The sequence below is a fragment of the Winogradskyella maritima genome (assembly GCF_042650215.1).
In the GTDB taxonomy this organism is placed as follows: Bacteria; Bacteroidota; Bacteroidia; order Flavobacteriales; family Flavobacteriaceae; genus Winogradskyella; species Winogradskyella maritima.
This window is the reverse complement of sequence record NZ_JBHSAT010000004.1, coordinates 1,534,924-1,561,545: the sequence shown is the minus strand read 5'-3', so window position 1 is coordinate 1,561,545 and position 26,622 is coordinate 1,534,924. Positions and strand designations below refer to the sequence as shown.

The 26,622-nt window shown below is 33.4% G+C and carries 33 protein-coding genes; 32 read left to right on the top strand and 1 reads right to left on the bottom strand.

Going from position 1 to position 26,622, the window contains the following annotated elements; genetic code table 11:
- The first annotated feature begins 25 nt into the window (after positions 1–25).
- From ACFOSX_RS08200 to ACFOSX_RS08045, 32 genes are all read left to right on the top strand, one after another.
- The gene (locus tag ACFOSX_RS08200) at positions 26–754 is read left to right on the top strand and encodes a DUF6090 family protein (protein WP_386099064.1); all 729 of its coding nucleotides are present in this window, start codon (positions 26–28) and stop codon (positions 752–754) included.
- Positions 747–1,490: a DUF6090 family protein gene (locus tag ACFOSX_RS08195; RefSeq protein ID WP_386099061.1), complete on the top strand. Its 744-nt coding sequence runs from the start codon at positions 747–749 to the stop codon at positions 1,488–1,490. The genes ACFOSX_RS08200 and ACFOSX_RS08195 overlap by 8 nt, the downstream gene beginning before the upstream one ends.
- Positions 1,487–2,275 (top strand): DUF6090 family protein, encoded by a 789-nt coding sequence (locus ACFOSX_RS08190; protein WP_386099058.1) that lies wholly within the window; start codon positions 1,487–1,489, stop codon positions 2,273–2,275. The genes ACFOSX_RS08195 and ACFOSX_RS08190 overlap by 4 nt, the downstream gene beginning before the upstream one ends.
- Positions 2,272–2,988 (top strand): DUF6090 family protein, encoded by a 717-nt coding sequence (locus ACFOSX_RS08185; RefSeq protein WP_386099055.1) that lies wholly within the window; start codon positions 2,272–2,274, stop codon positions 2,986–2,988. The genes ACFOSX_RS08190 and ACFOSX_RS08185 overlap by 4 nt, the downstream gene beginning before the upstream one ends.
- A gap of 15 nt (positions 2,989–3,003) precedes the next feature.
- On the top strand, positions 3,004–3,765 hold the full coding sequence (locus ACFOSX_RS08180; RefSeq protein ID WP_386099052.1) for a DUF6090 family protein: 762 nt from the start codon (positions 3,004–3,006) through the stop codon (positions 3,763–3,765).
- Complete coding sequence (locus tag ACFOSX_RS08175) at positions 3,758–4,501, top strand: DUF6090 family protein (RefSeq protein ID WP_386099049.1); 744 nt, start codon at positions 3,758–3,760, stop codon at positions 4,499–4,501. Before ACFOSX_RS08180 ends, ACFOSX_RS08175 begins: the two co-directional genes overlap by 8 nt.
- Before the next feature lie 28 nt (positions 4,502–4,529).
- Entirely contained in the window at positions 4,530–5,276 is a 747-nt protein-coding gene (locus tag ACFOSX_RS08170) for a DUF6090 family protein (RefSeq protein ID WP_386099046.1), read from the top strand.
- Positions 5,269–6,030, top strand: coding sequence for a DUF3667 domain-containing protein (locus ACFOSX_RS08165; RefSeq protein ID WP_386099043.1), 762 nt, complete (start codon positions 5,269–5,271; stop codon positions 6,028–6,030). Before ACFOSX_RS08170 ends, ACFOSX_RS08165 begins: the two co-directional genes overlap by 8 nt.
- A 287-nt stretch (positions 6,031–6,317) precedes the next feature.
- Positions 6,318–6,509 (top strand): hypothetical protein, encoded by a 192-nt coding sequence (locus tag ACFOSX_RS08160; RefSeq protein WP_386099040.1) that lies wholly within the window; start codon positions 6,318–6,320, stop codon positions 6,507–6,509.
- A gap of 229 nt (positions 6,510–6,738) precedes the next feature.
- Positions 6,739–7,158 carry an endonuclease domain-containing protein gene (locus ACFOSX_RS08155; protein WP_386099037.1) on the top strand — a complete coding sequence of 140 codons (420 nt, stop codon included), beginning with the start codon at positions 6,739–6,741 and terminating at the stop codon, positions 7,156–7,158.
- Complete coding sequence (locus ACFOSX_RS08150) at positions 7,155–7,958, top strand: DUF6090 family protein (protein ID WP_386099035.1); 804 nt, start codon at positions 7,155–7,157, stop codon at positions 7,956–7,958. The genes ACFOSX_RS08155 and ACFOSX_RS08150 overlap by 4 nt, the downstream gene beginning before the upstream one ends.
- Complete coding sequence (locus tag ACFOSX_RS08145) at positions 7,951–8,739, top strand: hypothetical protein (protein WP_386099032.1); 789 nt, start codon at positions 7,951–7,953, stop codon at positions 8,737–8,739. Before ACFOSX_RS08150 ends, ACFOSX_RS08145 begins: the two co-directional genes overlap by 8 nt.
- 86 nt (positions 8,740–8,825) lie before the next feature.
- Entirely contained in the window at positions 8,826–9,554 is a 729-nt protein-coding gene (locus tag ACFOSX_RS08140) for a DUF6090 family protein (protein ID WP_386099030.1), read from the top strand.
- Positions 9,555–9,673: 119 nt separating this feature from the next.
- Positions 9,674–10,387: a hypothetical protein gene (locus ACFOSX_RS08135; protein WP_386099027.1), complete on the top strand. Its 714-nt coding sequence runs from the start codon at positions 9,674–9,676 to the stop codon at positions 10,385–10,387.
- A 440-nt stretch (positions 10,388–10,827) separates the two neighbouring features.
- Positions 10,828–11,571 (top strand): DUF6090 family protein, encoded by a 744-nt coding sequence (locus tag ACFOSX_RS08130; RefSeq protein ID WP_386099024.1) that lies wholly within the window; start codon positions 10,828–10,830, stop codon positions 11,569–11,571.
- A 113-nt stretch (positions 11,572–11,684) separates the two neighbouring features.
- Positions 11,685–12,380 carry a DUF6090 family protein gene (locus ACFOSX_RS08125; protein ID WP_386099021.1) on the top strand — a complete coding sequence of 232 codons (696 nt, stop codon included), beginning with the start codon at positions 11,685–11,687 and terminating at the stop codon, positions 12,378–12,380.
- A gap of 31 nt (positions 12,381–12,411) precedes the next feature.
- Positions 12,412–13,119: a hypothetical protein gene (locus ACFOSX_RS08120; protein ID WP_386099018.1), complete on the top strand. Its 708-nt coding sequence runs from the start codon at positions 12,412–12,414 to the stop codon at positions 13,117–13,119.
- A 165-nt stretch (positions 13,120–13,284) separates the two neighbouring features.
- On the top strand, positions 13,285–14,022 hold the full coding sequence (locus ACFOSX_RS08115) for a DUF6090 family protein (protein WP_386099015.1): 738 nt from the start codon (positions 13,285–13,287) through the stop codon (positions 14,020–14,022).
- Between the two features lie 177 nt (positions 14,023–14,199).
- Positions 14,200–14,961 carry a DUF6090 family protein gene (locus tag ACFOSX_RS08110; RefSeq protein ID WP_386099012.1) on the top strand — a complete coding sequence of 254 codons (762 nt, stop codon included), beginning with the start codon at positions 14,200–14,202 and terminating at the stop codon, positions 14,959–14,961.
- A gap of 10 nt (positions 14,962–14,971) precedes the next feature.
- A complete protein-coding gene (locus ACFOSX_RS08105) occupies positions 14,972–15,688 on the top strand; it encodes a DUF6090 family protein (RefSeq protein ID WP_386099009.1) in 717 nt (238 codons plus the stop codon).
- Positions 15,689–15,867: 179 nt separating this feature from the next.
- The gene (locus ACFOSX_RS08100; RefSeq protein ID WP_386099006.1) at positions 15,868–16,605 is read left to right on the top strand and encodes a DUF6090 family protein; all 738 of its coding nucleotides are present in this window, start codon (positions 15,868–15,870) and stop codon (positions 16,603–16,605) included.
- 22 nt (positions 16,606–16,627) lie between these two features.
- Entirely contained in the window at positions 16,628–17,431 is an 804-nt protein-coding gene (locus ACFOSX_RS08095) for a DUF6090 family protein (RefSeq protein WP_386099003.1), read from the top strand.
- Positions 17,424–18,170 carry a DUF6090 family protein gene (locus ACFOSX_RS08090; RefSeq protein WP_386099000.1) on the top strand — a complete coding sequence of 249 codons (747 nt, stop codon included), beginning with the start codon at positions 17,424–17,426 and terminating at the stop codon, positions 18,168–18,170. The genes ACFOSX_RS08095 and ACFOSX_RS08090 overlap by 8 nt, the downstream gene beginning before the upstream one ends.
- Positions 18,163–18,936, top strand: coding sequence for a DUF6090 family protein (locus ACFOSX_RS08085; protein WP_386098997.1), 774 nt, complete (start codon positions 18,163–18,165; stop codon positions 18,934–18,936). The genes ACFOSX_RS08090 and ACFOSX_RS08085 overlap by 8 nt, the downstream gene beginning before the upstream one ends.
- A gap of 122 nt (positions 18,937–19,058) precedes the next feature.
- Positions 19,059–19,760 (top strand): DUF6090 family protein, encoded by a 702-nt coding sequence (locus ACFOSX_RS08080; protein WP_386098994.1) that lies wholly within the window; start codon positions 19,059–19,061, stop codon positions 19,758–19,760.
- Positions 19,757–20,581, top strand: a complete 825-nt coding sequence (locus ACFOSX_RS08075) for a DUF6090 family protein (RefSeq protein ID WP_386098991.1) — start codon at positions 19,757–19,759, stop codon at positions 20,579–20,581. The genes ACFOSX_RS08080 and ACFOSX_RS08075 overlap by 4 nt, the downstream gene beginning before the upstream one ends.
- Positions 20,578–21,297 carry a DUF6090 family protein gene (locus tag ACFOSX_RS08070; RefSeq protein ID WP_386098988.1) on the top strand — a complete coding sequence of 240 codons (720 nt, stop codon included), beginning with the start codon at positions 20,578–20,580 and terminating at the stop codon, positions 21,295–21,297. Before ACFOSX_RS08075 ends, ACFOSX_RS08070 begins: the two co-directional genes overlap by 4 nt.
- A 5-nt stretch (positions 21,298–21,302) precedes the next feature.
- A complete protein-coding gene (locus tag ACFOSX_RS08065) occupies positions 21,303–22,049 on the top strand; it encodes a DUF6090 family protein (RefSeq protein ID WP_386098985.1) in 747 nt (248 codons plus the stop codon).
- A gap of 50 nt (positions 22,050–22,099) precedes the next feature.
- Positions 22,100–22,840, top strand: a complete 741-nt coding sequence (locus ACFOSX_RS08060; protein WP_386098982.1) for a DUF6090 family protein — start codon at positions 22,100–22,102, stop codon at positions 22,838–22,840.
- Positions 22,833–23,609, top strand: coding sequence for a DUF6090 family protein (locus tag ACFOSX_RS08055; protein WP_386098979.1), 777 nt, complete (start codon positions 22,833–22,835; stop codon positions 23,607–23,609). The genes ACFOSX_RS08060 and ACFOSX_RS08055 overlap by 8 nt, the downstream gene beginning before the upstream one ends.
- The gene (locus ACFOSX_RS08050) at positions 23,606–24,388 is read left to right on the top strand and encodes a DUF6090 family protein (RefSeq protein ID WP_386098976.1); all 783 of its coding nucleotides are present in this window, start codon (positions 23,606–23,608) and stop codon (positions 24,386–24,388) included. The genes ACFOSX_RS08055 and ACFOSX_RS08050 overlap by 4 nt, the downstream gene beginning before the upstream one ends.
- Positions 24,389–25,120: a DUF6090 family protein gene (locus tag ACFOSX_RS08045; protein ID WP_386098973.1), complete on the top strand. Its 732-nt coding sequence runs from the start codon at positions 24,389–24,391 to the stop codon at positions 25,118–25,120. It abuts the gene before it with no gap.
- Positions 25,121–25,130: 10 nt separating this feature from the next.
- Here the strand turns inward: ACFOSX_RS08045 and ACFOSX_RS08040 are convergent, their stop codons facing one another.
- Complete coding sequence (locus ACFOSX_RS08040) at positions 25,131–26,462, bottom strand: M24 family metallopeptidase (RefSeq protein ID WP_386098970.1); 1,332 nt, start codon at positions 26,460–26,462, stop codon at positions 25,131–25,133.
- Positions 26,463–26,622: the final 160 nt, after the last annotated feature.

The following is a 26,622-nucleotide window of genomic DNA, read 5'->3' as shown; positions in this document are numbered from 1 at the left end:
CTTACGAAAAATACGCTACAACCATATGAGTAAAGGAAAAACGTCTAAATATCTTAAATACGCCATTGGCGAAATCATCCTCGTTGTTATAGGAATTCTGATTGCATTGCAGATTAATAATTGGAACAATCACCAACAAAACATAAAAAAAGAACAAGATGTATTAAAAAACTTAAAAGCTGAAGTCCTTCAGAATTTACAAGAACTTAGAAGAGACCATGCATTTAATGTAGAATGTTTAGAGGCGTGTTATGTCCTTTTGGGCATCGATAAAACCAAACCTGCTAATCCACTAAAAATAGATAGCTTATTGGGCACTGCCCTAGACTACGCCACTTTTGATGCACGCCTGGGTGTTGTTAATGATGTCATTTCTTCGGGCAAACTAGAGCTTATAAAAGATGCCGACTTAAGGCTTTTATTAAATCAATGGACTGGTGAATTGAGTGATTATGTAGAGGATGTTGTTCTAAGAAGAAACTTTGTCTCTATTAATTATGCCATCTTAACCAGGTACGTACCAGTAAGAAATAGTGATAAAACACAAGATAGATCAGATTATCAAAAAAGCTACCAAATTAAACCAATAGAGGTTGATACTGCTAATTATCAATTATTTATTGAAGATACAGAAGTAGATAATGCTTGGTACAGCCATTATATCAACCAAACCTTTGTAACCATTAATGAAGAAGAAGTCGAACGTTTTTTATTGAAGATTCTGGATTTATTAAATAAAAACATCAATGATTAAATTCTTCCGAAAAATACGATATAACCTTATGAAAAAAGGCAAAACAGGGCGCTACTTCAAATACGCCATCGGCGAAATCATCCTCGTTGTGGTTGGTATTCTCATCGCATTACAGATAAATAACTGGAATGAAAACCGTAAAAAACAACTATTAAAAAAGAGTTATGCCACTAACTTAATTAGTGATTTACAAAAAGACACCACACAACTCAACGCACGTTTAAAATATAACGAAAATGCGCTCATCGCATTAGACTCCATTCAAATGTTCCTAGACACAACAGATCTTAGTCCTAAGGAATTAACCGATCTATCACTATTGCGAAATCGTATAATTGGTCTTCGTATTATCAATACTTACAACGTAAATACATTTAACATCTTGGTATCTAGTGGTAATATAGATCTATTCACCAACCATTTCACCAATGAACTGATGGAACTAAATCGTTTACAGTTATCCGAGTTAAAAATATCTAGCAGTAATTCACAATCATATTTTGATGGAATTAGCCGTCATGGCAATCAATTCTTAAAGGATAATGGGTTCTTAAGCAATGCCAACCTTAAACAGTTTTTAACGAGCAACTATAACCCTAAAGAGTTTCTGACCTTTCAAATTAATTCACTGGCTCTGCAAAGGCATACCATTAGGAGATATATAGACTTAACAACCCAGGTAAATACACAGACCGAAAAAGTATTGCTGCTTTTAAATAAGAAAACCGGTTTATGATAAAATTTTTCAGAAAAATACGCTACAACCTTATGGAACAGAATAAAACTGGACGCTACATAAAATACGCCATAGGCGAAATCATCCTCGTAGTCATAGGGATTTTGATAGCGCTTCAAATCAACAATTGGAACGAAGGCCGAAAAGCACGAGCAAGTGAAATTAACTACCTTAAAAATCTTAAGGCAGATTTGTCTAGTGAGATTGAGAACACAAAAAACTTTGCCGATTACCGCTATGCCAAAGCCAAGTCCGCATCATTACTCTTAAATTCGGAAGCACCCAATTCCATCGAAGATGTAGAGAATTATACCAACACGTATGAGCAAGTTTTTATTTGGCATGTCTATGTACCTAACAACAATACCTTTAAAGAACTCTTAAGTTCTGGCAATCTCAGCTTAATTAAAAACGAAGCTATAAAAAACAAACTGCTAGAGCTAGACAAGCAATACTCCAATATAGCCACTGGCGAAGAACACATGAGGCGAGAGCACGAAACCTATCTCTACGACCCCCATGTCACAAATATCAGGGCTTTAGGCTTTTTTGATTTAAAGGAGCCAACATACGGATTTCCAAAACGATTAAGCATCGATGACATTCCTGAGACTCAACATCAAAAAATGATAGACGATGCCAAATGGCAACACAATGACCCAGTGTTTCAAAACGGATTAAGGCTTGCAATGATGAATAATGGCTTTTTAGCTGGTATGCATAAAGACTTGGCAGACTTTCTAAAAGACACTATTGCTATAATCGAAACTGACATTGCATTATGATTAAATTCTTTCGCCATATACGACAAAATATGATTAATCAAAACAGAACAAAAAAATACCTGCTTTATGCCATCGGCGAAATCATCCTCGTGGTTATTGGGATTTTGATAGCCCTACAAATCAACAATTGGAATGAAAACAAAAAAACACAACGCAATGTTGATACCTTTCTAAGTAGTTTGGAATCTGACTTAAATAATGATTTGTCGACAATAACAGAAATTATTGAAGTCCAAGAAAATAGGCTGAAAGGTTTAAAACAGTTGATTTCTCTTGGTAATGAATCCAAACAGAATGACATAGGCGAAGACAATAAGAACCGTCAAATAGATATAGGCAGAAATTGGACGTTTTTTCCTGTAGCAGGTGCATACAAAACGGCAAGCGGAACTGGTATGATTGAGAATTTAGAAAACGACACTTTAAAAAGTGAGATAGTAAATCTCTATGAATATTATTATAAGAGAATCAATTATGTTGGGCAAATCAACGACGAGCGGAGTGAATTACTTGAATGGGAAAGTCGCAAATACATAGATAATACCAGTACAACCCAACGCTATGATGGGAAAGGATTATCAGATAAAGACTTTTTAGACCAACTTGGATTCGTTATGAGATTTACAGGTGTATATGTAGGATTTGCCAATAAGACCAGGGAGGCTATTGAGAAAACTATTCACACCATCAAAATTGAGAGAGAGGAAAAATAACAAAATGACTAACCGATGATTAAATTCTTCCGCCAAATACGCCAAAATATGATTCATCAAAACAGAACAAAAAAGTACCTGCTTTATGCCATTGGTGAAATCATCCTTGTGGTTATAGGGATTCTTATTGCTCTTCAAATCAATAATTGGAATTCAAACAAACAAGAGCTCAAAGTGCTCAACGGTTATTTGCACAATATTGCTGAGAATATTAAGACCGATAAAATCAACTTAAAAAGAATAAAATCTTTTAGGGATAGCTCAATAATTGGTTCTAGGTTTTTTATAGAAATGATGGATACAGCCCCTGTAGATCTAGAAGATGCACGCGTTTATTTTTCTAAATACTTAAAATATTCACCACTTTTTAAAGAAAAATTCAAATCAAATTTAAGTGGGTTTGAGTCCTTAAAAAATTCGGGGTTCCTCCCCAGAATTCAAGACAGTAAAATAGAAACCGAACTGTTTAAATACTACAGCCTTGTGTCAGACATAAATGATGAAGAAGGAGAATTGAACGACCTTATGAAAGAAATGGTCTACGATCTGTACAAAAACAATGTAATGCAAGAATTAAATATCCTTAGAAGAAAAATCACCCTTAGCCAACTAAACCATGAAGAAGTAGAAAGGCTTAACGCTAATTTGAGTCATCCGAGCTTCTTTGCCTCTAATTCTAGAAATAGAGGCGCTAACTATTTAATAAAACTCTATGATGAGCTTGAGGAAACAGGTACGGTTATTATAAACGAAATTAATTTGAGATCTAATGATTAAATTCTTCAGACAAATACGCTACAACCTCATGGAAAAAAATAAAACCTCGCGTTACCTTAAATACGCCATCGGAGAAATTATCCTCGTGGTTATAGGGATTTTAATTGCACTGCAAATCAACAATTGGAATGAAAAATCCAAACAGGACAGTGAAGCCCAACGCATGCTAAAAGACCTCAGAAAAGATGTCATCAACGACACCATTCAATTAAGGGACATCTACGATAAAACCATTAAAAGAGATTCCAACCTTATTGCCATTATCGATTTAGTGGCTCCAGAGTCAGGGCATGATAAGCAAAAATTTATCAATTTATGTATACGCAATATTTCATTTGACAATGTTTTCGAAGTCAATAGCGGTACGTTTGATGAGGCCGTTTCGGTAGGGAGCCTAAAATACGTTCCAAATGATTCACTAAGACAAGCCATTTTTAATTATTACAGAACAACAAAGCAGCCTTTAAATGATAAACTTAACATAGAGCAAAGTAATAAAGCACTGCCCATATTTTTTGAAAAGTTTATGACAACAAAGGACATCATGAATCTTTTTGGGTCAGAGTCTCGACTTCCAGAATTAGACATAGGAGCGTTAGGTAAAGATCCTGAATTTATGAGGCTAATAACCTTAAAATTAGCTAGTCAAAGTGAACAACGCAAATCATGGAACAACTATTTAAGCTTAGGGAAAGAATTATTAGACGCTATAGAAAAAGAAATAAACGATGATTAGGTTTTTAAGAGAAATACGATACAATCTTATGAAAACAGGCAAAACCTCTAAGTACCTCAAATACGCCATCGGAGAAATCATCCTCGTGGTCATCGGTATTCTCATTGCGCTACAAATTAACAATTGGAACGAAAACACCAAGAGAACTGCCCTAGAGATTAAACACCTTAAAGAATTAAAGAGTGATATTTCTGAAACCCTCAAAGATGCAAGATTTGACACCGAACTTTACGAGAAAGACATCAACAGTATTCGTCATTTACAAGATTTTTTCTTTAATAAAATAGAGTATCACGATTCTTTAACGCACCATTTTCAGAGAAGCATTGAACATTATCAGTTGTATGCAAAAACAAGTGCCTTGGAGTCTGTTAAATCCATAGGGCTAGATATAATTTCTAACGATAGTATTAGATTAGGTGTTACAGATTTTTATCAAATTGAAATAAAAGATGCTATTGATTTAGGCCGCATTTCCCAGGGTTCTACAAATTTTACAAATAAGCTGTGGCCGTACTTAGAAAAACATTTTAAACCTGTTGATAAAACGATTAAAAGTGATTCGGCCTGGTATGATGATTTAAAGTATCCGCCAAAAAAATGGGAGGTCTTAGATGCAGAAACCCTAAAAAATGACTATCCGTTACAATTAAAACTAAACAGAACTTTGATATTGCGCCAAGGCATCGTTTTTAGATTAAAACGCATAGATTCTATAGGGCAACAACTCATCGCACTAATAGATGATGAAATTAAACTGTTAGGCCATGACTAAAAACACCTGTCATAACTGCAACAACAATTTCAACGGAGACTTTTGTAACTTTTGTGGGCAAGGCCTTTATGCCAATAAGCGGTTAAAATTTAAAGACATTATCGCTGATTTTCTGGATAACACGTTCAACCTCCACCGTGGTTTCTTTTTTACATTTTGGCAACTTATGGTCCGTCCGGAGGTAGTGGTAGGGGATTATATTAAGGGACGAAGAAAACGCTACACCAACCCAACGCGCTATCTGGTCATTGCTTTGGCCATACAGGGGTTAATAAACTATTTATCCGTTTCGGATGAGCTGTTAAAAAGCGAGAAACCCCCTTCCTTTTCGTTTTTATCGGAACAATTAATTGAGAGCATGCATTATTGGCAATTGGCCCTGGCCTTAGATTACGGACTGCTAAGTAATGCCATAGAAGCGCTTATGTTCCCAGTTGGTTTTTATCTGCTGTTCAGGGCACTTCGCTATAGCTATACAGAACTTTTAGTGGCTAGTTTTTATTTTGTGTCTAATTCCATCTTTATAGCCATACTTACTGTAACACCGGCGAATCTAGTTTTTGATATTCATATAAATGCAAAAACAGTAATGCATATTATTGTAGCTTATTACCTCTGGGCTGGCATGCGCTTTTTTAAGCAGAATCATCCCATTCTGCGTTTTCTAAAACTTGTTTTAGCCATTTTTATCTTTATCATTTTAAGATTTATAATGCTCCCGTTGTTATTGGGATATATGTTTCCTATACATTAGAAAAATCCTTTAGACTAAAAAACCAAAACCTCAATAAACCATGGACACACAAACCATTATTTATCTCGTTGCAGGCGCACTTATTCTCCGAGTCATTGTAAAACTTATTTTCCGATATCTCAAGGACCAAAAAGCAGAAGACTCAAAAAAACAAGAGTAATGAACACTTTAGTATTGATTGTTAATAGTTTACGGATACCTATTTTGTAACATATTACTATATTTAAATACTTATAGACATACCCAAGCTCTACCTCAGTACCCCTACTTCTAAAAAACCAACCATCATGGGACTATTCTGGGACCTCATACAGCAAAGCGAACTCGAAGAACAAAAAGGCAAAGCCGAATCTTTAGAAGAGCGCATTACACTTCTTGAAACTGACTTAGAAAAAACAAAAGCCTTACTTCTTAAAACCCTTAAAGTATTAGAAGAACGCTCTGGCACCGATATTAATGAGGATGGGCAGATTGGGTAATGTTGAGGTTTTTTAACGAGAAAAAGTATCCATTTACTAAGGTTTGGAATTTATCCAAGCCATAACAAACCATGATAAAGTTATTCAGAAATACAAGATTTAAACTTATGGGTCAAAATAAAACCGGCCGTTATTTTAAATACGCCATCGGCGAAATCCTTCTTGTGGTAATTGGGATTTTACCCCCAACCCCTAAAGGGGCGATTGATAATCTCTTGAAAATAAAAATATGAAAAGTCCTAGCTACATAGGAATGCATTTTGGCGCACCTCCAAAAATCTTTAAAAACGCTAGAATTCTGAGAGGTAAAATGACAGCTGAGGAGTCGTTATTGTGGGATTATCTCAAAACAAAACCTTATGGATATAAGTTTAGAAGACAACATCCTTGTGGGCTTTACATCCTAGACTTTTACTGCCATCACATAAGACTTTCCATAGAAATAGATGGAGACTATCATTTAAAGCAAGAGCAAATAGTAAAAGATCTGGAACGCACCCAATTTATCAACGACTGTGGTATTAAGGAAATACGATTTACAAATGATGACATCAACAACAACATGCGCCGTGTAGCTGAAGTCATCAATTTTGAGCTAATGCCAAACACCCCTTTAGGGGCTGGGGGTGAAACTAACAGCAAACAATGAATAAATTCTTCCGCCAAATACGCTTAAAATCTATGGAAAAAAATAAAACCGGCCGTTATTTTAAATACGCCATCGGCGAAATCATTCTCGTCGTTATAGGTATTTTAATCGCGCTTCAAATCAATAATTGGAATGAAGCCCGCAAACAAAAAGCTGTTGAAATCAGTTATTTAAAACGGTTACTGGTCGATCTAGAAAATGACGAGAAACTCTGGATATCCACTCATGATAGAAGAAAAAGACAAGTTGAAATCATACACGAGGTCATTGGTCTTAAGTATGAGCCAAATGATGAGCGTTTAAATTTAGAAATTTTGGGAGCAAAACTTAAAATGGCTTGCACTTGGCACGACATAAACCCAAACCAACAGACCTTTACAGAAATGCTGAGCAGTGGCAACTTAGACATCATAGAAAATGATTCTATTAAAACAAAATTAATAAACCTAAATACCGACTATAAAAGTATAGCCAATTGGGACGAAACGGTTGAGGCATCGCACTCCAGAATATTCGATGAAACATTGAGTCTCTATGATATTAGGGATAGTGCACCTTTTGACGATTTGTTTTCTAATTATAACAACATGAAGTTCACCCCAGAGCAAAAAGCCAGTGCCTATTTTTCAATGCAACAATCCTTTAATCAGATTATGGATAGTAAGGTAATGTTCAATATTTTACATATGATGAGCGACAATTACCATAGGCAACTTGGTGAGTTTAAACAGCTCAAAGAAGACGCCTCAGAGCTAGTTGACCTTATCCGCTCCGAAATAAAACAGAGAATCAATGATTAAATTTTTCCGCCAAATACGCTTAAAATCTATGGAAAACAAAAAGACCTCGCGTTACCTTAAATACGCCATTGGTGAAATCATCCTCGTCGTTATCGGAATATTGATTGCACTTCAAATCAACAATTGGAATCAAAATTCACAAGTCAAACGCACCAATCAATTATTTCTCAAAAAAATGTTGATTGACTTGGAAAATATAGAATCGCGGTTAAACAGTATCGTCTATACCTATGATACCGATAACGATTTTAACTACCAGAGTTTAACAAAGGCCATCAATGCTTGCGATACTATTTTAAAGCTAACTCAAAGCGGATTAAAAGAAGAGCATTTAGAGTATTTGGCTCAATTAAGACCTATTCAGGGAAATACGCTCATAAATATCTATGACAATACGTACAAAGAACTTTTAAATACTGGTCGCCTATATAATTTAGGCTCAGATGAGTTGATAAAAGCCATCCAAAATTTTTATAAATTTTGTGAACGCGAGACAAGATATCAAGAATTTAATATTGATGACATAAATCGTGGAGCAGTTAAATTTGAAGATGGTTTTAACTTCCTTTTTATGAAATACAATCAAGATCCACGCAACTTTCTTCTGACTGATTATCCATTTTATTTTAATCCAAAATCTATCGAATATAAGAATTTTGAATTGGGCATATCTGTGATAAAAAACTGTCAAAATAATAACAAAGGGAAGATGATTCAAATTGTTGATGAAGCTAAAAAGTTAAGCCATATAATCAATGAATCATTAGCTAGCTATGATTAAATTCTTTACTATTTGAATAAATGGTTTAGTAAACCTCCCGAAGCTTCGGGAGATAAAATACAGAGCAGGACAGATTTTATACAATTATGATTAAGTTTTTTCGAAAAATTAGATATAACCTTATGGAAACAGGTAAAACAGGACGTTACTTTAAATACGCCATCGGCGAAATAATCCTTGTAGTTATTGGTATTCTTATAGCATTACAGATTAACAACTGGAATGAAAACAGAATCCAAAAAAAGCAACTACTATCTGTATATGAGCATACCTTAACAGATATCAATAATGACATACAAGAGTTGACTGCAACCGTAAAACTTCACGATAGTATGGAATATATTTTTAAACGGGTGATCAATGATTCCATCACACCAGATTTATTTGATGTCGGCTTATCAAGAATAGTAGTAAATAATCCCGTGGCGACAACCTTGAACACAACAGGTGTAAATCAATTAAGAGCATTGAATACTAATGATCCTTTGTCTCATAAAATTATTGAAACCTACGACCAAATGAAACACATACTTATTGACAATATAGAAAAGAGCATTAATCAAGAAGCCGAAGAATTAATGAGGCTGTTCAGGGAAAAGTATGATTGGTATCCAGAATATATGAGTAAAACTATTATGCAAAATAATAGCAGTGAAGGATTACAAGACTATTTTCTTAACAGTAAAGAATACAGGTATCACGTAATTAACAACTACAATACTAGGTATGCCAATTATGTTGCCTCTTTAAAACTATCAATTGCAACTCTTAATGAGATTACTGAAGAATTAAAAGTGGTATTAAACAAATCTTGAAATGATTAAATTCTTTACTATTTGAATAAAAGTTTTAGTAAACCTTTTATTCAAATACAGAGCAGGACAGATATTATACAATTATGATAAAGTTTTTTCGAAAAATTAGATACAAGCTCATGGAAACAGGAAAAACATCCCGCTACTTTAAATACGCCATAGGCGAAATCATACTTGTAGTTATAGGAATTTTAATAGCACTTCAAGTAAGTAACTGGAACGATGAGCGTAAACAAGCCCAACTATTAAATAGTTACTACACCAAACTCCATGGAGAAGTAAATCAAAATATTGCAAAAGCCCAGCGCTTTATAGCTTTAGAAGATACACTTATTGAACAACAAAGACGGACACTACAAATTCTAAACTCAAAAAACGAGGATGATATCCCAGAACTCAAGGAAAATATTGGCGCTGTAGCCACAGCTTGGTATAATGATTTTTCATTTGTGATTTTTGATGAGTTTCTTCAAAAAGGCTTAGTGACAAAGATTAAGGATCAAAATTTAAAACAAAACTTTCAAGATGTAAAGCTAGAGCTTTTAAATATAGAAGGAAATGATGATTATGTAGAAACACAATACAACACCTTAATTGAACCCTTTTTTGCTAAGCACATCAATTACAGTAACAATGCTATGAAGTACTATCGCAAATATTTAGTGGAAGGCGGACCAAAAACAGATTTTAATGCCATGTTCAATTCCATGGAACTGTGGAATATCACGACCTTAAAGTTAGAATCCACCAGTAATGTAAAAAAGAGATTAGAACTGTTTTTAAACCTTTTAGAAGACCTTAAAGAAAATCTTAACAAACAAACTGAACCCTAAAAACCCAAATAACACATGAACGGATTTGACATTGTCATGGTCATAGCCATTATCCTTTTCGCAAGATTAGGTGTGCGCTTAGTAACTGGCTACATAAAGGTGAAAAAAGACAAAAAGAAAGAGACAGATGATTAGTTATGATGAAATTCTTTAGACATATACGGACTGTCATCGCGAGCATAGCGTGTCAATCTTACAAATTAGAGTCACAAAGCTGGGGATTACCACGTCTCCCGAAGCTTCGGGATCCTAGAAATGACAAGTAAAAATAATTAAATTCTTTCGAAGAATAAGATATAACCTTATGAGCAAAAACAAAACGTTTGTTATTCCTGCGTAGGCAGGAATCCACACCAAAATACTTACTTTAAAATAGATTCCTGCCTACGCAGGAATGACAGAATATGATTAAATTTTTTAGAAAAACACGCTACAACCTTATGAGTGAAAATAAAACAGGCCGCTATTTTAAATACGCCATTGGCGAAATTATCCTTGTGGTTATTGGGATTTTAATTGCATTGCAGATTAACGATTGGAATCAGAATAAAAAAGACCAAAAGTTAGAACAGCAATACTACTGCAGATTACTAGAAGATGTTAATCAAGATTTAGTAAACTATAACGATTATGTAGCGTTATTAGAGGAAAGGATAGACGTAAATAACACTCTAATCCAAAGACTATTAGATGACTTAATGCCTTTAGATAGCATTGCACCACTTGTTATAAAGTCCATAAAATATTCTATTAGAGATACCAAAGCTACAACTGATGCCTTTGAGGATATTAAATCAAGTGGAAACTTAAATATTATTAAGGATTTATCAATAAAAAATCAATTAGCAGCGTATTATAAAACATTAGCAAATACAAGTACTGTAATAGAAAGTAGTGGTTTGGCAATTACAGACAAACGCTTTTTTGAAAGTGAAGATTTATTAAGTTCTGGATGGATAAAATTAATCGAGGATTTTAATACAATAGATACTACAAAAGTCAACTATGAATCACTCAAATCTAATATTAACTTCAGTAAAGAAATCAGAAAAAATATGTTGAATGATGCTATATTTTACTTAGGTATTAATTCAAGAAGCAGACAACTATTAATGCGACTTGAAAAAGAAATAGTAGCCATGATTGAAGTACTCGATACTAAATGTAAAAATAGTAATGATTAAATTCTTCAGACTATCCGAAATAAAAGGTCTTGCAGACCTTTGATAAGGATACAAATTGAAAAATAGAACATAAAACTATGATTAAGTTTTTTAGACGAAATAGATACAACCTAATGGAAAAAGGCAAAACAGGCAAATACTTTAAATACGCAATTGGTGAGATCATCCTTGTGGTTATTGGTATTTTGATAGCATTACAGATTAACAATTGGAATGAAGCAAGAATTGCAAAAAAGAATGAAATTATTTTAGTGCAACAATTACTAGAAGATGCAAAAACAGACTCTCAATTTTTTAATGATAGAGTGAAATCACTAAAAGGTCAAAAAAGATTCTATAACGAACTTTTTCAATTTTGCAATAACGAAATAAGTGAGGATGAGATTAGGAAGGAGCTAGATTCTTCATTATTTCACCAACCGTTTATTCAATTAATTTATCAATCTAATCTAATAACAAATAATCCAGAAGCATCTGTTGAATTAGACAATAACATTTTAAAACAGAGTCTTCGCAATTATATTTCTAAACATAAATATGTAGCTACGTCTCTTGAAAATCATAATAGTAGAATTGAAAATGATTTTGCTAAATTCCGGATAAGATATCATCAAATAATACCAAATACTTACAAAGCAAAATCAGTAATTGATTATAGTTTCTTGTGTGATAGTGATACTGGTATTGGGCTTGTTAAATTTATAAATAGTAAAAATTCTGATGGAATTAAGAATTTAACCAACTTTTTAGAAGCGAATGAAGAATTAATAATAAAACTTAAATCCTATTTAGGAAAATACAATGATTAAATTCTTCCGAAAAATTCGTCAAAATCTGATTATGGAAAACAAAACATCCAAGCCTTCCTTGCCGGCAGGCAGGTACTTTAAATACGCCATTGGCGAAATCATCCTTGTGGTAATTGGCATTTTAATAGCGCTACAGGTTAATAATTGGAACGAAAAACGTGTAAAGCTTAAGAATGAAAAAAATCTTATTACCTCAATTGTTGACGAGGTAAAAGCGTCCAAAATAAATCTAAGCACCAGCTTAAAACAAAACAGCAAAATTTTAAATGACATGTCTCTTTATTTGGACGACCAATTACCTGAAACCGATAAAGAGTCTCCTAAGCTAATATACTTAGCGTCACACAACAATATCGATACAGAAATACCCTTAATTCTGTCTGTATTAGAGAATAACGAAACTACACCACTATCAGACACACATTTATTACAACTTTTAAGAGAACTGAATTCACTCTATAAAAAAATGAACATTAACGAGGCATTTCTTGATGACTTTTGGAATTCGAATACGAGCGAGTTTTTAATTAGAAAGAAATTTGCCCTTTCAGTAGTTGACCAAGTAGTTCGAAAAAAGACATCTAAAGACATAAATTTTAAAGCACTTTACGATGATGATGAATATAAAAACTTAATATCAATAAAATGGATATTACACAACACTTGGGTTTTAGATCAGAAAAAAACTTTAAATCAATTAAACAAAATTCTTGATTATCTAGAAACAAGCTCAAACTAAAATCTATGCTAAAATTCTTTCGCAAAATACGTTATCGCAACAGAATTTTGCCTTTGCAAAATCAAAGGTCTAGTAGACCTTTGGTGACGATAGCCGCTTGCGGACGTATTCCTAACATTAATTAAAACTATGATAAAGTTTTTTAGACGAATTAGATACAACCTTATGAGTGAGAACAGAACAGGTAAATACTTTAAATACGCCATAGGCGAAATCATACTTGTGGTTATTGGTATTCTCATTGCACTACAAATTAATAATTTGAATGAAAGGCATAAAGCCAATATCCAAGAACAAGAGTACTATTGTATGTTATTACAAAATATAGAACAGGACAAAGCGCAAATAACACAACTTAAAATCTTAGTCCAAAAGCGATTTGAGGCTAGTTTTGAACTTATAAGAGAAATACAGAAAGAAAAGCCCGAAACTGTGCTATTTGCAAAAAAATGGTTCCCAGCGTTTCAATCAAGTACTACATTTAAACCTGATGACGCAGCGTATTCAGATATAAAATCGAGTGGGAATTTAAAGCTTATTAAAGATAAGACAATCACCAATGCGCTTAATTTATATTTTAAAAATGTCAATGGGCATTCAGAAGCTATTTTATCAAATAGAAAAAGTTTAGATAGTAAGATACATAGTCTGCAAACTTATTTTGAAGCTGGGTTTTACCAAGCCTATTTCGAAGACAACAACAAAAACTTCCCTGAAGATATTGTACTTAAAGTCAAGGCGGATTTACCCAAGTATATATCAGACAACTACAAATCAAAATTATATGATATAGCACTTTTTCTTGGAACTGCTACCCAAAGACTAAGTGAAATATTGCTGTTGATAGAAAAAGAGGTGGATACTATCAAAGAAATTTTAGAGAGGAAATGCAAAAAACAATGAAAGCATAGATAAACCAATAAGATTCCCGCTTTCTCGGGGCATAAAATATGATTCAATTCTTTACACATATACGGACTGTCATTGCGAGCATAGCGTGGCAATCTTACAAATTGGAGTCACAAAGCTACGGATTACCACGTCTCCCGAAGCTTCGGGATCCTCGTAATGACAAGTAAAATGATAAAATTTTTTAGACGAATTAGATACAACCTTATGAGTGAGAACAGAACAGGTAAACCTGCCTTGCCGGCAGGCAGGTACTTTAAGTACGCCATCGGCGAAATTATCCTTGTGGTTTTAGGAATCCTAATAGCACTTCAGATTAACAATTGGAATGAAGAACGAAAACTAAGCATAGAACGCCATCAACTCATTACTGCATTGCTAGAGGATTTTGAATACACCAAGACTTCTATTAAAAATGACCGATTGCCGGTAATAAATAAGGCATTAGAGGATATAGAAATATTTAATCATTTGATAAAACAAGACGTTCCTTCTGTTTCGGTAGATTCACTAAGAAATTTAGCAATTTCTTTTTTTAGATCCTATCCCTTTATCCCAACGCTTTCAACATTAAATGAAGCCTCTTCGAGCGGTAAACTAAGCCTGCTAAAGAATAAAGAACTTTATAAAAAATTCACGGAGTTCGAAATTTACTATGAGGCCTTTAGAAAACTAGACGGAGAGAAAACACATGCCTATTTTAACGGCTCATTATGGGAAATAAGAAAAACCGTAAAACCAGATGTGCTTGCAGGGTCTAATCCCATACCAGGTCTCACTTACGAAGAGTACAAACGCATTTTAGACCAGCCTTTAGTAGCGACAGGATTTCACACAGCAAGTCTCTTTGTGAGAAACAAAAAAAGAAGGTTAGATGGTCTTCTGGGGACTACGGAAGATATCATTTCTCTTCTTAAAAACTTGCAACACTAAAACTACACTAATGATTAAATTCTTCCGTCAAATACGCTTAAAATCTATGGAAAATAAAAAGACCTCGCGTTATTTTAAATACGCCATCGGCGAAATCATCCTCGTGGTTATAGGAATCTTAATTGCGCTTCAAATCAACAACTGGAATGAAATACAAAAGACCAATACCTGGGAAAAGAGATTCTTAAAAGATTTAAGAAATGAACTGAAAAATGACTACGAGCAGTTAACCGCTGTTTACAATATGCAAATTAATAAAGGCAACGCAAACCGAAACGTTTTAGAACTCATAAAAACAGCCACTAAAGATGATAAAGCAATGATTGATTCCGTATATGCCATTGCGCAATATGGTAATAGGACTTTTTTTCCAACAACAGGCGTTTACGATTCGGCCCTTTCAGCAGGGAAAATAGAGAACATTAAAAATGATAGCTTAAAATATGGCATTTTAAACTTATACAACCATTTCTACAAAAGACTCATATACAACGGTGAAGTTTTAGATGGGGTTGTAGGAAAAGTAGATTGGGAAAATAAAAAATTTTGGAGCGAATCTGATCAGACCCTAAATTCTTGGGAATCTATCAAAAGCCACGAATTTAAAACACAAACAGAATATTTAATTGCCCAAAATAGCGTCTATACAAGAATTGCAAAAGGGAATCTTGAACAAATTAGAGCTGTGATGGAAATGATATCAAATGAATTAGAAAATAACCAATGATTAAATTCTTCCGTAAAATACGCTATAACTTTATGAGTGAAAACAAAACGTTTTGTCATTCCTGCGAAAGCAGGAATCTATATCAATCTATAAACTTTTAAGACAGATTCCGCATCAAGTGCGGAATGACAATTAGTAATATGATTAAATTCTTCAGAAATATCAGAAAAAATTTGCTAATGGAAAACAAAACATCCAAGTATTTCAAATACGCCATAGGCGAAATCATCCTTGTGGTTATTGGTATTCTCATTGCCCTTCAAATAAACAATTGGAACGAAAGTAGAAATACAAATAATCTCTCAATAACCTATTTAAATACTATTAAAAAGGATTTAATTGCAGACACAACTACTTTCGAGGCTGGAATTAGTAGATTTAAAAAATCACTAATAGTACAGGATGATATATTAAATATCGAAAAAGTGAACACATTACCTATAGATTCACTTTTTAAAGTTATCGCTATCGAAACGGTATTTCATTCAGCAAGAATTTATCAAATAAATAATTCAACTTTTTCAAAACTGACCAATAGTGGCTTTGTAGAAAGTAAAAATTTTAATGACATATTTATTGATATTAATGAATATTATACAGAAGAGTATAATACATGGTTAGAATATTTAGAATGGGATAAAGAAAATGGGATGAACCCAAACAAACCTGAATATTTACTCGGATTGTATGAAAAAATCGATTTTCTTCAATTTGAAAAGAAAACTAATACCAAATCAAACCAAAGTATAAATAAGGAATACGAATTAGTATTTAGAGAATATCTTAAGTCAACTTATTTTAGAAACGGTGCCTGGAACACTAATAAACAAATGAAGACGATGTTGGAAAGAATGAAACATCAAAAAAATGTAGCATCTGAAATGATTGAAAAAATTAATACTGAATTGAATAAATAACGACAGTACAAACCGCTATCCAATGATAAAATTCTTCAGAAATATCCGACAAAAACTACTCTCTGAAAATAAATTCAGTAAATACCTTATCTATGCCATTGGCGAAATCATCCTCGTCGTCATTGGTATCCTCATTGCTTTGAGCATTAATAATTGGAACGAAGAACGCAAGCAAAAAGCTATAGAAGTAAGCTACCTAAAACGACTTCTGATTGATTTAGAAGAAGATAAGAACCTCTGGGCTTCTATCTATGAAAGAAGGAAAAATCAAGTTCAAATTATACAAGATGTTATTAGTCTTAAATATAAGCCCGAAGAAGAGCGCTTAAATTTCAATGAGTTGGCACCAAAACTTAAGACAGCAGCAACGTGGTCAGACATTAATCCAAACCAACAGACCTACACAGAAATGCTTAGCAGTGGTAATTTAGATATCATTAAAAATGATTCCATTAAAATAAAATTAATCAACCTACATAGAGACTACAAAGCCATTGCCAGCTGGGATGAAACCGTTGAGGCATCACATGCCAGAATGTTTGATGAGACATTAAATCTCTATGATATTAGGGACAGTGCACCTTTTGATATTATGTTCTCAGAATACAACACTATGGAGTTTACACCAGAACAAAAAGCAACCGCATACACTCTCATGCTACAATCTTTTGAGCAGATTATGAACAGTAAAAAAATGTTCAACGTGTTGCATATGATGAGTGATAACTACCATAGACAACTTAGTACATTTAGAAAGCTCGAAGAAAATGTCTCGGATATTGCAGACCTTATTAAATCCGAACTAAAGCATAGAAGCGATGATTAAATTCTTCCGTAAAATACGCTACAACCTCATGGAACAAAACAAAACAGGTAAATATTTCAAATATGCCATTGGCGAAATTATCCTGGTGGTTATTGGTATCCTCATAGCACTTCAAATCAATAACTGGAATGAAAATCGAAAAAGCCTAATTAACGAAAGAGTAGTATTGACTAAGTTTTTACAAGATTTAGAATCTGATTCTACGTTCTTTCAATTTAATAACTATAGACTTAAAGATATTAATCAGCTACATACAGATTTGTATAAAATTGGTTTAAAAGATGCAAAAAACATTACGCTTAAGGAGCCAAATTATATACGACGTAACCTTAGATATAATCCTATTGCAAGAGAAAACAATCCCGATATTACGTCAAAACTCAATGATAAGACTTTACGAGAAAGGGTTCAAAACTACTACAGGCAAATGAGTGACACCGACGAATCTAATTCTGAATTTGATGCCGTTGTTTTAAAGATCAGGGAATTTCTTCGTAAAAGGAAAGGACACAATCTTTCTGCTTGGTTTGAGAGCAAAATGAGTTTAGGCGAAAATATTGAAACAGTTCCCGATATTATATCTTCAGAAAGTTTAGAACTTTTATCTAAAGATGAAGATTTTCAACAACTGCTCTTTGAGTCTTCCATAAAATTGAACGAATTAAGAGTGTTCATTAATGTTCTCACTAAGGATAACTCAGCTTTAATGGAAACCATAAGAACTTATATAAATGATTAAATTCTTTCGAAAAATACGCTACAATCTTATGAGTGAGAACAAAACAGGGCGCTACTTTAAATACGCCATAGGCGAAATTCTATTAGTAGTCATTGGGATTCTAATCGCACTACAAATCAACAATTGGAATGAACAGACCAAAGCCAAAGCATCTGCTGACATACAACTCAATCAATTATACCAAAACATTTCAGACGATCTTATATTGTTAAACGCGTCAAATACTAATGTCACTAGCAGTTTAGCCTCATGCCAAAAGCTATCCGAACAATTTCAACTCATAAAACCTTTCGATTCGTTAACCACCAGTTATATCTTAGATAATGTATTTGAACGTAATTTTCACAACAATACCGCAGCTTATGACAAATTAAATCAGAGTGGTGAGTTCTCTATTTTGCCCAAAGATTTGCAGAGTGAGATCACCTATTATTACAATCTATTAGACCGTGTAAAAGAACGCGAAGAAATTTCCAATACCTTCATAAAAAAGAATTTAGAACCATATTATTTTGATTATTACAGTATATATCACAGAAAAGGCAGTAATCAACATCCTATTTTTAGTGACTATTATAAAAACGACAATAGACAACCAATAGCGCTAGATGTAGAAAAAATAAAAAATGACCATAAACTGGCTACATTAATATTTGCTAGGAATTATCAATTAAAAAACCAAATAGAGTTTTATGTAAAGGCTATTGAAAAGGGTGAAAACATTCAAAAGCTTATTGAAAATTATATCAACTTAACTAATGATTAAATTCTTTACACATATACGAACTGTCATTGCGAGCATAGCGTGGCAATCTTTTAAACTGGAGTCACAAAGTCACAGATTACCACGTCTCCCGAAGCTTGGGGCTCCTCGTAATGACAAGTAAAATGATTAAGTTTTTCAGAAAAATAAGATACAACCTCATGGAGCAAAATAAGACTGGTCGTTATTTTAAATACGCCATTGGCGAAATCATCCTTGTTGTTATTGGGATTCTCATCGCACTTCAGATTAACAATTGGAATGAGGACAGAAAGCTCAAAGCAGAATACGTTTCAGACCTAAACACGATTAAAGAGAACCTAAAAAGCGATTCCATTACTATCAACACTAATTTAATTAACGGAAGACGCATTAATGAAGAGCGACAATCCTTTCTGAATAAGGATTCGTCGGTGGACAAGAGTGCTTTAATTGATTTATTAGGTAGACCTAATTTATTTCTAGATAACAGTGGTTTTGAAAATGCTAAGAACAAGGGCACTTTAATCCATATTAAAAATGATAGTCTTAAAGCGATATTAAATGCATATTACATTAAAGAAATTGAAATTGCAAAAGCACGACAAGAAAAAATTATAAAGAATTCTAGTATGCTAAGAACTTATTACCTACAAGCCGGTAATAACACAGCAGGAGTTTCACAAAGTGAAATTATGAATAACCTCATGCTTCAATCACCTTTCAGACATCTCTTGAGAACTAATTTAGCTTCTCGTAATAATATAATCCAACAATTTGAGGATATGTTAAAACTCAATATTAAACTAAGTAAAACTATTGACCATGAACTAAAGCACTTTCAATGATTAAATTATTCCGTCAAATTCGTAGATCCTTAATAGAGCAAAACAAAATAGGCTCGTCCACCGAAGCTTCAGCGAAGGTGGGCAATTACTTCAAATATGCAATCGGCGAAATTCTTCTCGTCGTCATTGGGATTCTCATTGCATTACAAATTAATAACTGGAATGAAAGGAAAAAGACTGAAAACTCAGGAAAAAAGCTTTTCAATGAATTATATGATGAATATTCAGAAACAGGTGAAATTCTTAAACATGCAAAAGAAGGAAACGACTTATATATATCATTTTTAGAAAGTACACTAAATAACTGGAATCGCCTCGATTTAGAAACACTGGAATCTTTTAAAAGAACGGAATTTCAAAAAAACAATTTATCTATTCTATTCGTATTGACTTCATATTCTCAATTCAATGACCCAAAAAATGACATTTTCAAAAAATCCATAGCTGATGGAACAATTTCATTAGTAGATGATGAATTTGCTAAGAATTTATCAAGTTCTTATAGATTAATGCATAGATTGGATGAAATGATTACTCAGGAGTATGACATTTCAAAAGAAATAACCCTGCATATTGGCAAGACTTACAGTAAAATACTTAATGGATTTAAAAGAGAGACGACTAATAAAATGGATTCCAAGACTTTAGACCTCTTGCTAAAATCATTTAGAACTGACGGAACCTTAAAGTATTTACTTAATGCTAAACTTGAATTTGCCGAATCAAGGTCCAAGATACTTTCCTCAAGATATCAATCAATTCAAGAAACATTGAAAGCTTATAGTTATGTTCGAAAAGAGCAAAACCAAATTAACCAATGATAAAAATTTTTAGAAAAATACGATACAATCTTATGAATGAGAACAGAACTGGTAAATATCTCAAATACGCCATTGGCGAAATCATCCTCGTGGTGATTGGTATTTTAATTGCGCTACAAATCAACAACTGGAATGAGAACCGAAAAAACACTATTTCTGAGTACAAGCTGGTCGATAAAATGATTGGTCAGGCCAAAGCAGACTCCCTTTTATTTGATTATAGAATTGAAGGTACAATGCTTATAGACAGTATTTTTGGGCATTATGTTGCTATGAACCAAGATTCTACGAATACATACATTAAAATTAACTACTCTGGTAAGCTTTCACCATTTGTGAATTTGAATGATGGTTCTAATCTCATACGCAATCATTCTGAAGATTTTAAGCAAATAAGTAACTTAGAGTTAAGAGAAGAATTAATGCAATATGCGTATTTAGTTACTATGATGGATGGTGCAACAGAACTGTTGAATAAAAATCTTCAAGATTATATCATACCTCTGGAATTGGAATATTTTGAAGCTCTAAAACCTTATGACTCAACATCAACGCTCGAGGAGATGAAAGCCATTTTTAAAAATCCAAAATTGGAAGCACGTTTTGAGCTAATAAGAGGGTTGTCAATCAATGTAAAGAATCAAATTGAAATTCTGCAAAACAAAAATCACAGCGTATTAAAAGACTTAACGAATCATAGAAAAAACCTAAACTAAAGTCTATGCTAAAATTCTTCCGTAAAATACGCTACAATCTTATGAGTGAAAACAAAACAGGGCGCTACTTTAAATATGCCATTGGAGAAATAATCCTTGTCGTTATTGGAATATTAATTGCTATTCAATTAAATGAGTGGAGAAACAATGCACTGAACACAAAGCAAAAGCAAAATGTTTTAACATCATTAAAAGCAGAATTTATGTCTAATAAATCACAATTAGACACCGTGCTTTTTTACCAAAATAAAATTCAGGATGCTTATCCTATTGTGATGGATCTCATAAAAAAGGATACGGCTGATGTAGATGATTCAACATATGTTAAGCCTTATTTAAATTTAGGTTATGCCTGGACCTTTGATCCTATTAATGGTGCACTTCGTTCAGCCATATCATCTGGAGAAATTCATCTGATTAAAAATGAACATCTTATAGAATTATTGTTCAGTTGGGAAGACGTTGTAAAAGATTCTGGAGAAGAAGGTGATAGAGCAATATATCACAAAGACGCATCTTATGAGTTTAGGCAGAAATATATAAGAACTCATGATGCTTTAGTAGGCATTGTACCTGGTTTAATACCTAGCAACTACCCTTCAGATTATAAAAGCCTATTTAAAGATCCTCTATTTGAAGATTATGCCAGCTTATGTTATTTAGATTCTCGAGGCTACACAAACGAATTAGGCGTCATAAAAAAGAACAATTTGGAAATCTTAAAGTTGATAGAGGAAGAATTAAACAACTAACTAAAGGACAGACAAACCAATAAGATTAACGCTTTCTCGGGACATAAAATATGATTAAATTCTTCAGACATATACGCTACAACCTTATGAGTGAAAATAAAACAGGAAAATACTTCAAATACGCCATTGGCGAAATCATCCTTGTTGTCATTGGTATTTTAATTGCACTTCAAATCAACAATTGGAATGAACAGCGTAAAATTAATAAAGAAAAGGCGCAACTCACAAAATCTATAAAAGCGGAACTTGAAGCTGATGTAGATATGATAAAGACTTATTTGTCTCAAACAAACTATTTAGACAGTATCTTCAAAGCAGAGAGACAAAAGCTTTCTAAGATGTCTCAAAACAAAGATTCGCTGGTTCATTTTGTTAGAAACGAGATGTTTATCTATATGAATGAGTTTACCGGATTTAATAACAATACGTACAATTCCGCAAAATCTACTGGTAAGCTTCAAATTATTGATGAAAATTTAAAAAACGAGTTATTTGATTTGTTTATGCAACAAGAGGAAATTTTAACTACCAATGCAACCTATTTTCAAGTCGTTTTGGATAAAACAAATGATTTGATGGAGAATTATCCAGTCAGTTTATCATTTTCTTATATAAATGAAGGCGATTTAAATGAATTGATGTGGACTGATGTAAACAAGAAAGATTTGGCATTAAAATTAAATCTTTGGGGAACCTCAAGAGGCAATTTTATTAGAATGACAAATAGTGGTTTTAGTGATTTGCTTACCAAAACAGAATCGATATTAAAACTGATGGAAGACTATGATTAAATTTTTTAGAAAAATACGCTACAGCCTTATGAGTGAGAACAAAACAGGAAGGTACTTCAAATACGCCATCGGCGAAATCATCCTCGTTGTTATTGGTATCTTAATCGCTGTGCAAATAAACGTATGGTATGGTAACAAACAATTAGAAGAGGGTAACAAAATTTTACTTAACAAAATGCTTACCGAATTAGAACTAAACAAAGCTCGTATGCATAAAATTGCCAACGTGGGCGTTACCCGCTGGCCTAGTTTAAAGGAAGCCTATAAAAACTGTGATTCGCTTTTACGTATAAGCTACAGAGGGTTAAAAACATCAGATTTAGATTTTATTGTCAACGGACGCTTCAGTGCTGGAGGTTCTTATTTAAATATCCATAATAGTATTTATGAAGAATTGATTAATACAGGTAAGTTGTACACTCTGGGTTCCGATACTTTAATCACTGCCATTAAAGATTATTACAAACGATGTGAGCGCGAAGACTTGTATAATAAATTTAATACAGAAGATGCGAACAAGGGGTATGACCTTATGGAAAAAGGGCTACTTAAGCTAGAACTAGATTATCATATGGATTCTACTAAGTTTAGTTTAGACAATTACCCTTGGTATTTTAATCCATCTTCAGAAGACTATCAAAACATGCAAATTGGCATTAGTAAAATATCTGGCGGACAACGGAGTAATTACATTAAAATGAACCAAATAAAGCAATATACAGATACACTTATTTCTGTAATAAATAAAGAATTGAAACAAAGCCAATGATTAAATTCTTTCGAAAAATAAGATATAACCTCATGGAACAGAATAAGACTGGTCGTTACCTTAAATACGCCATCGGTGAAATCATCCTTGTAGTTATTGGTATTTTAATGGCCCTACAGATTAATAACTGGAATGAACAACGCAAAGAAAATAGTAATGAGCAAGCCATATTAAAAAGACTTGAAAAGGAATTTATATCTAATAAAGAACAACTTCAAGATAAAATTGAGTTCAGAAATACTTTGATTAAGAGTTGTAAGCAATTATTAGACTATTTTGACAAGCCAGAAAACGTTACACGCGATAGTATTCTTGTATATTTAAGCACCATTCAACCACCAACTTTTGACCCCATACAAAACGACTTAGTAAGTTCTGGAACTATAGAAATTCTGAAAGATGAAGAATTAAAACAACTACTCGTTAACTGGAGCACTGATGTGATTCAACTTCAAGAAGTAGAGCGCATATTTCTTAGATTTTGTGAACAGAGACTCTATCCCTATGTAAATGAAATAGATATACAGCGTGATATAGCATATAACTTTTTTAAAGACATACCTACAAACTTGTTAGAATCCAAACAAGTCGAAAACCTTGTCCCAGGAAAATCAAAACTCGTTACAAGATCTACGGATGAACTTTTGAGAGACCCAAAATTAGAAGGTAAGATTGCGTGGGCATTAACCCTAAATATGTTTAACAATCAAGAATCAGAAACCTTAATGAAACGAATAAACATCATTCTAAAGGCTTTAGATAAAGAAATTAAGAGATAAATGATAAAACTCTTCAGACATATTCGTAAATCACTCTTAGAACAAAACAAAATGGGAAAGTACTTTAAATACGCCATTGGAGAAATCATCCTTGTAGTTATTGGGATTCTCATCGCACTTCAGATTAACAATTGGAATGAAAATCGAAAAGAAAAAGCACAAGTACAAACCTATTACAACCAATTATTAGAAGAGTTAGAGCTGGATATTAATGCCATTACATTCTCTATAAAACGATTAGAAAATGATATAAAGCAATACAAAAAAATAAGTGATGCTTTAAGTGTCCCTAATTTGCCTTTAGACTCTATTTTAATGGTATATCAAAAAGCTGATTTTATTATAGAGAACACATCTTTTAACACAAAGACAATAGATGTATTACTTTCTACTGGAGATATAAAACTTATTAATCCCAAAATTAAAAACGCACTTTTAGCATTGCAAAATGAACAACTAGATCACATATTTGACAGTAATGAACGATTTAAATTCTATACTGAAATGGTTGGTGATTTAAACTTTTTATTTCCACTAAACAAGTCGCTTTGGGACAATCAAAAAGAGCTTTTAAATCATTTAGACGTCAAAGAAAAAATGATTGAAGAAATACCAAATGTAAATAAGTCCTTAAATGTAAGAGATAGTTCTAACAATGCAGACCTTATTGAGCTTAATACAATCTTAAACCTAACTCAAGAACTTATTCGTTTTATTAAAGATGAAATATAGAAAGATATAACTAATTGCTTATTAATATCAAATCCTCCTGCGGAGCAATTAGATATTCAGCACCGTTTTCTTTTACAACAGCCATTTCCTCTACAGATATGGTTTTTGTTCCGCCATCCTCAAGTTTCCATGCGTGGAAACCATCAAAGGCAAATGTCATACCTTCTTTTATTAGTTTTTCTGACGCCGGTCTTACATGCGACGCTTGCGAGCCACCAAGATTTGGCCCAACATCATGCGCCACATAACCCACAGGATGCCCTGTACTCCACATCACATAATCTGAGCCTGCTTCTTTCATAAGTACACGTTGTGCCCTATCAACGTCAACACCCTTTGCGCCTGGTTTCATAGTGGCAAGCGCTACACGATTACCAGCTTTTGCACTTTCCCAATAGTGTAAGATATCTTTTGGCGCTTCAGTTTCACCATCTTTTAACACGTAAGCAAAACGCTGTATATCACTCACCCAACGGTCATAAACCTTTATGCCAAAGTCTATTTGAATCACATCACCCGGCATAATTACTTTGTCAGTAGCATGAGAATGACCACGGTCTACACCTGAGTTGACATTAGGATTTTGGTCTGGCGCCCAACCGTTTTTCACACCATATTCTGCCATTTTTTGCTTTAAAAATTTAGCAATGTCTGCATCTGTGGATGTTCCCGGAACAACTTCTTTATATGCTTCGATTTGCCAATCGGCCGTCAACTGTGCCGCCTTACGTAGAATCTCAACTTCTTCAGGTAGTTTAATCGATAGCCATTCGTAAACGACTTCTGTAGATGGTACTAAACGGTCGGAATAATCCCCTAATAATTCCTCTAAATTCTGTCGTTGAGAATATGACAATCCATCGGCCATAGCATTGCTTTCAGACGAATTAACAGCTATAATCCCAAACTCTTTTTCCTTTATAAAATCTACAGCCATCACTACTGCGGATGTACCACGCTCAACACTTATTACCTCGTCGTGTATATCTAAATCACCTAAAGCTGTAGCTTCACCAGAAGGCGAAAACACCTTAGAATGGAAGCCAGTCTCATCATTATAAAATAAGAACACAGCCGTTCCACCCGCATTTTCACCACCAATATGATCCGCTATAGGGTCGTTGTTATTTTCTCTACAAATCACCAACCAACAATCGACCTCTGCCGCTTTTAAAGCGATAGGTAATAATTGGTTTATACGCTGTTTTCTAATCTCTGGCCATGGACTCTCACCCCAATACATTTCTGGATCAATGGTTTGAGCTTCTGCATCGGCTGAAATAGTGTTATCATTACAGGCAAAAAATAGAGTGACGAGTAATAACGGATATAATCGTTTCATTGTTTAACTTTATAGTATCGCAACTAAAATACATATTAAATCAAAACCTATAAACCGAAACATCTAGGAAGCGCTTTAGGTCTTATAAAACCATCAATCTGAATGAAGTAATAATGAAGGGATTTGATATTGTTATGGTCATAGCCATTATCCTTTTCGC

Coding starts and splice junctions, on each gene's coding strand:
- ACFOSX_RS08185 (WP_386099055.1), top strand. CDS start 2,272: ATGATTAAATTCTTTCGCCATATACGACAAAATATGATTAATCAAAAC.
- ACFOSX_RS08080 (WP_386098994.1), top strand. CDS start 19,059: ATGATTAAGTTTTTCAGAAAAATAAGATACAACCTCATGGAGCAAAAT.
- ACFOSX_RS08120 (WP_386099018.1), top strand. CDS start 12,412: ATGGAAAACAAAACATCCAAGCCTTCCTTGCCGGCAGGCAGGTACTTT.
- ACFOSX_RS08145 (WP_386099032.1), top strand. CDS start 7,951: ATGATTAAATTTTTCCGCCAAATACGCTTAAAATCTATGGAAAACAAA.
- ACFOSX_RS08105 (WP_386099009.1), top strand. CDS start 14,972: ATGATTAAATTCTTCCGTCAAATACGCTTAAAATCTATGGAAAATAAA.
- ACFOSX_RS08055 (WP_386098979.1), top strand. CDS start 22,833: ATGATTAAATTTTTTAGAAAAATACGCTACAGCCTTATGAGTGAGAAC.
- ACFOSX_RS08060 (WP_386098982.1), top strand. CDS start 22,100: ATGATTAAATTCTTCAGACATATACGCTACAACCTTATGAGTGAAAAT.
- ACFOSX_RS08170 (WP_386099046.1), top strand. CDS start 4,530: ATGAAAACAGGCAAAACCTCTAAGTACCTCAAATACGCCATCGGAGAA.
- ACFOSX_RS08070 (WP_386098988.1), top strand. CDS start 20,578: ATGATAAAAATTTTTAGAAAAATACGATACAATCTTATGAATGAGAAC.
- ACFOSX_RS08045 (WP_386098973.1), top strand. CDS start 24,389: ATGATAAAACTCTTCAGACATATTCGTAAATCACTCTTAGAACAAAAC.
- ACFOSX_RS08175 (WP_386099049.1), top strand. CDS start 3,758: ATGATTAAATTCTTCAGACAAATACGCTACAACCTCATGGAAAAAAAT.
- ACFOSX_RS08200 (WP_386099064.1), top strand. CDS start 26: ATGAGTAAAGGAAAAACGTCTAAATATCTTAAATACGCCATTGGCGAA.
- ACFOSX_RS08130 (WP_386099024.1), top strand. CDS start 10,828: ATGAGTGAAAATAAAACAGGCCGCTATTTTAAATACGCCATTGGCGAA.
- ACFOSX_RS08075 (WP_386098991.1), top strand. CDS start 19,757: ATGATTAAATTATTCCGTCAAATTCGTAGATCCTTAATAGAGCAAAAC.
- ACFOSX_RS08040 (WP_386098970.1), bottom strand. CDS start 26,462: ATGAAACGATTATATCCGTTATTACTCGTCACTCTATTTTTTGCCTGT.
- ACFOSX_RS08110 (WP_386099012.1), top strand. CDS start 14,200: ATGATAAAATTTTTTAGACGAATTAGATACAACCTTATGAGTGAGAAC.
- ACFOSX_RS08140 (WP_386099030.1), top strand. CDS start 8,826: ATGATTAAGTTTTTTCGAAAAATTAGATATAACCTTATGGAAACAGGT.
- ACFOSX_RS08095 (WP_386099003.1), top strand. CDS start 16,628: ATGATAAAATTCTTCAGAAATATCCGACAAAAACTACTCTCTGAAAAT.
- ACFOSX_RS08165 (WP_386099043.1), top strand. CDS start 5,269: ATGACTAAAAACACCTGTCATAACTGCAACAACAATTTCAACGGAGAC.
- ACFOSX_RS08065 (WP_386098985.1), top strand. CDS start 21,303: ATGCTAAAATTCTTCCGTAAAATACGCTACAATCTTATGAGTGAAAAC.
- ACFOSX_RS08115 (WP_386099015.1), top strand. CDS start 13,285: ATGAGTGAGAACAGAACAGGTAAATACTTTAAATACGCCATAGGCGAA.
- ACFOSX_RS08190 (WP_386099058.1), top strand. CDS start 1,487: ATGATAAAATTTTTCAGAAAAATACGCTACAACCTTATGGAACAGAAT.
- ACFOSX_RS08125 (WP_386099021.1), top strand. CDS start 11,685: ATGGAAAAAGGCAAAACAGGCAAATACTTTAAATACGCAATTGGTGAG.
- ACFOSX_RS08155 (WP_386099037.1), top strand. CDS start 6,739: ATGAAAAGTCCTAGCTACATAGGAATGCATTTTGGCGCACCTCCAAAA.
- ACFOSX_RS08090 (WP_386099000.1), top strand. CDS start 17,424: ATGATTAAATTCTTCCGTAAAATACGCTACAACCTCATGGAACAAAAC.
- ACFOSX_RS08100 (WP_386099006.1), top strand. CDS start 15,868: ATGGAAAACAAAACATCCAAGTATTTCAAATACGCCATAGGCGAAATC.
- ACFOSX_RS08050 (WP_386098976.1), top strand. CDS start 23,606: ATGATTAAATTCTTTCGAAAAATAAGATATAACCTCATGGAACAGAAT.
- ACFOSX_RS08195 (WP_386099061.1), top strand. CDS start 747: ATGATTAAATTCTTCCGAAAAATACGATATAACCTTATGAAAAAAGGC.
- ACFOSX_RS08160 (WP_386099040.1), top strand. CDS start 6,318: ATGGGACTATTCTGGGACCTCATACAGCAAAGCGAACTCGAAGAACAA.
- ACFOSX_RS08085 (WP_386098997.1), top strand. CDS start 18,163: ATGATTAAATTCTTTCGAAAAATACGCTACAATCTTATGAGTGAGAAC.
- ACFOSX_RS08150 (WP_386099035.1), top strand. CDS start 7,155: ATGAATAAATTCTTCCGCCAAATACGCTTAAAATCTATGGAAAAAAAT.
- ACFOSX_RS08180 (WP_386099052.1), top strand. CDS start 3,004: ATGATTAAATTCTTCCGCCAAATACGCCAAAATATGATTCATCAAAAC.
- ACFOSX_RS08135 (WP_386099027.1), top strand. CDS start 9,674: ATGGAAACAGGAAAAACATCCCGCTACTTTAAATACGCCATAGGCGAA.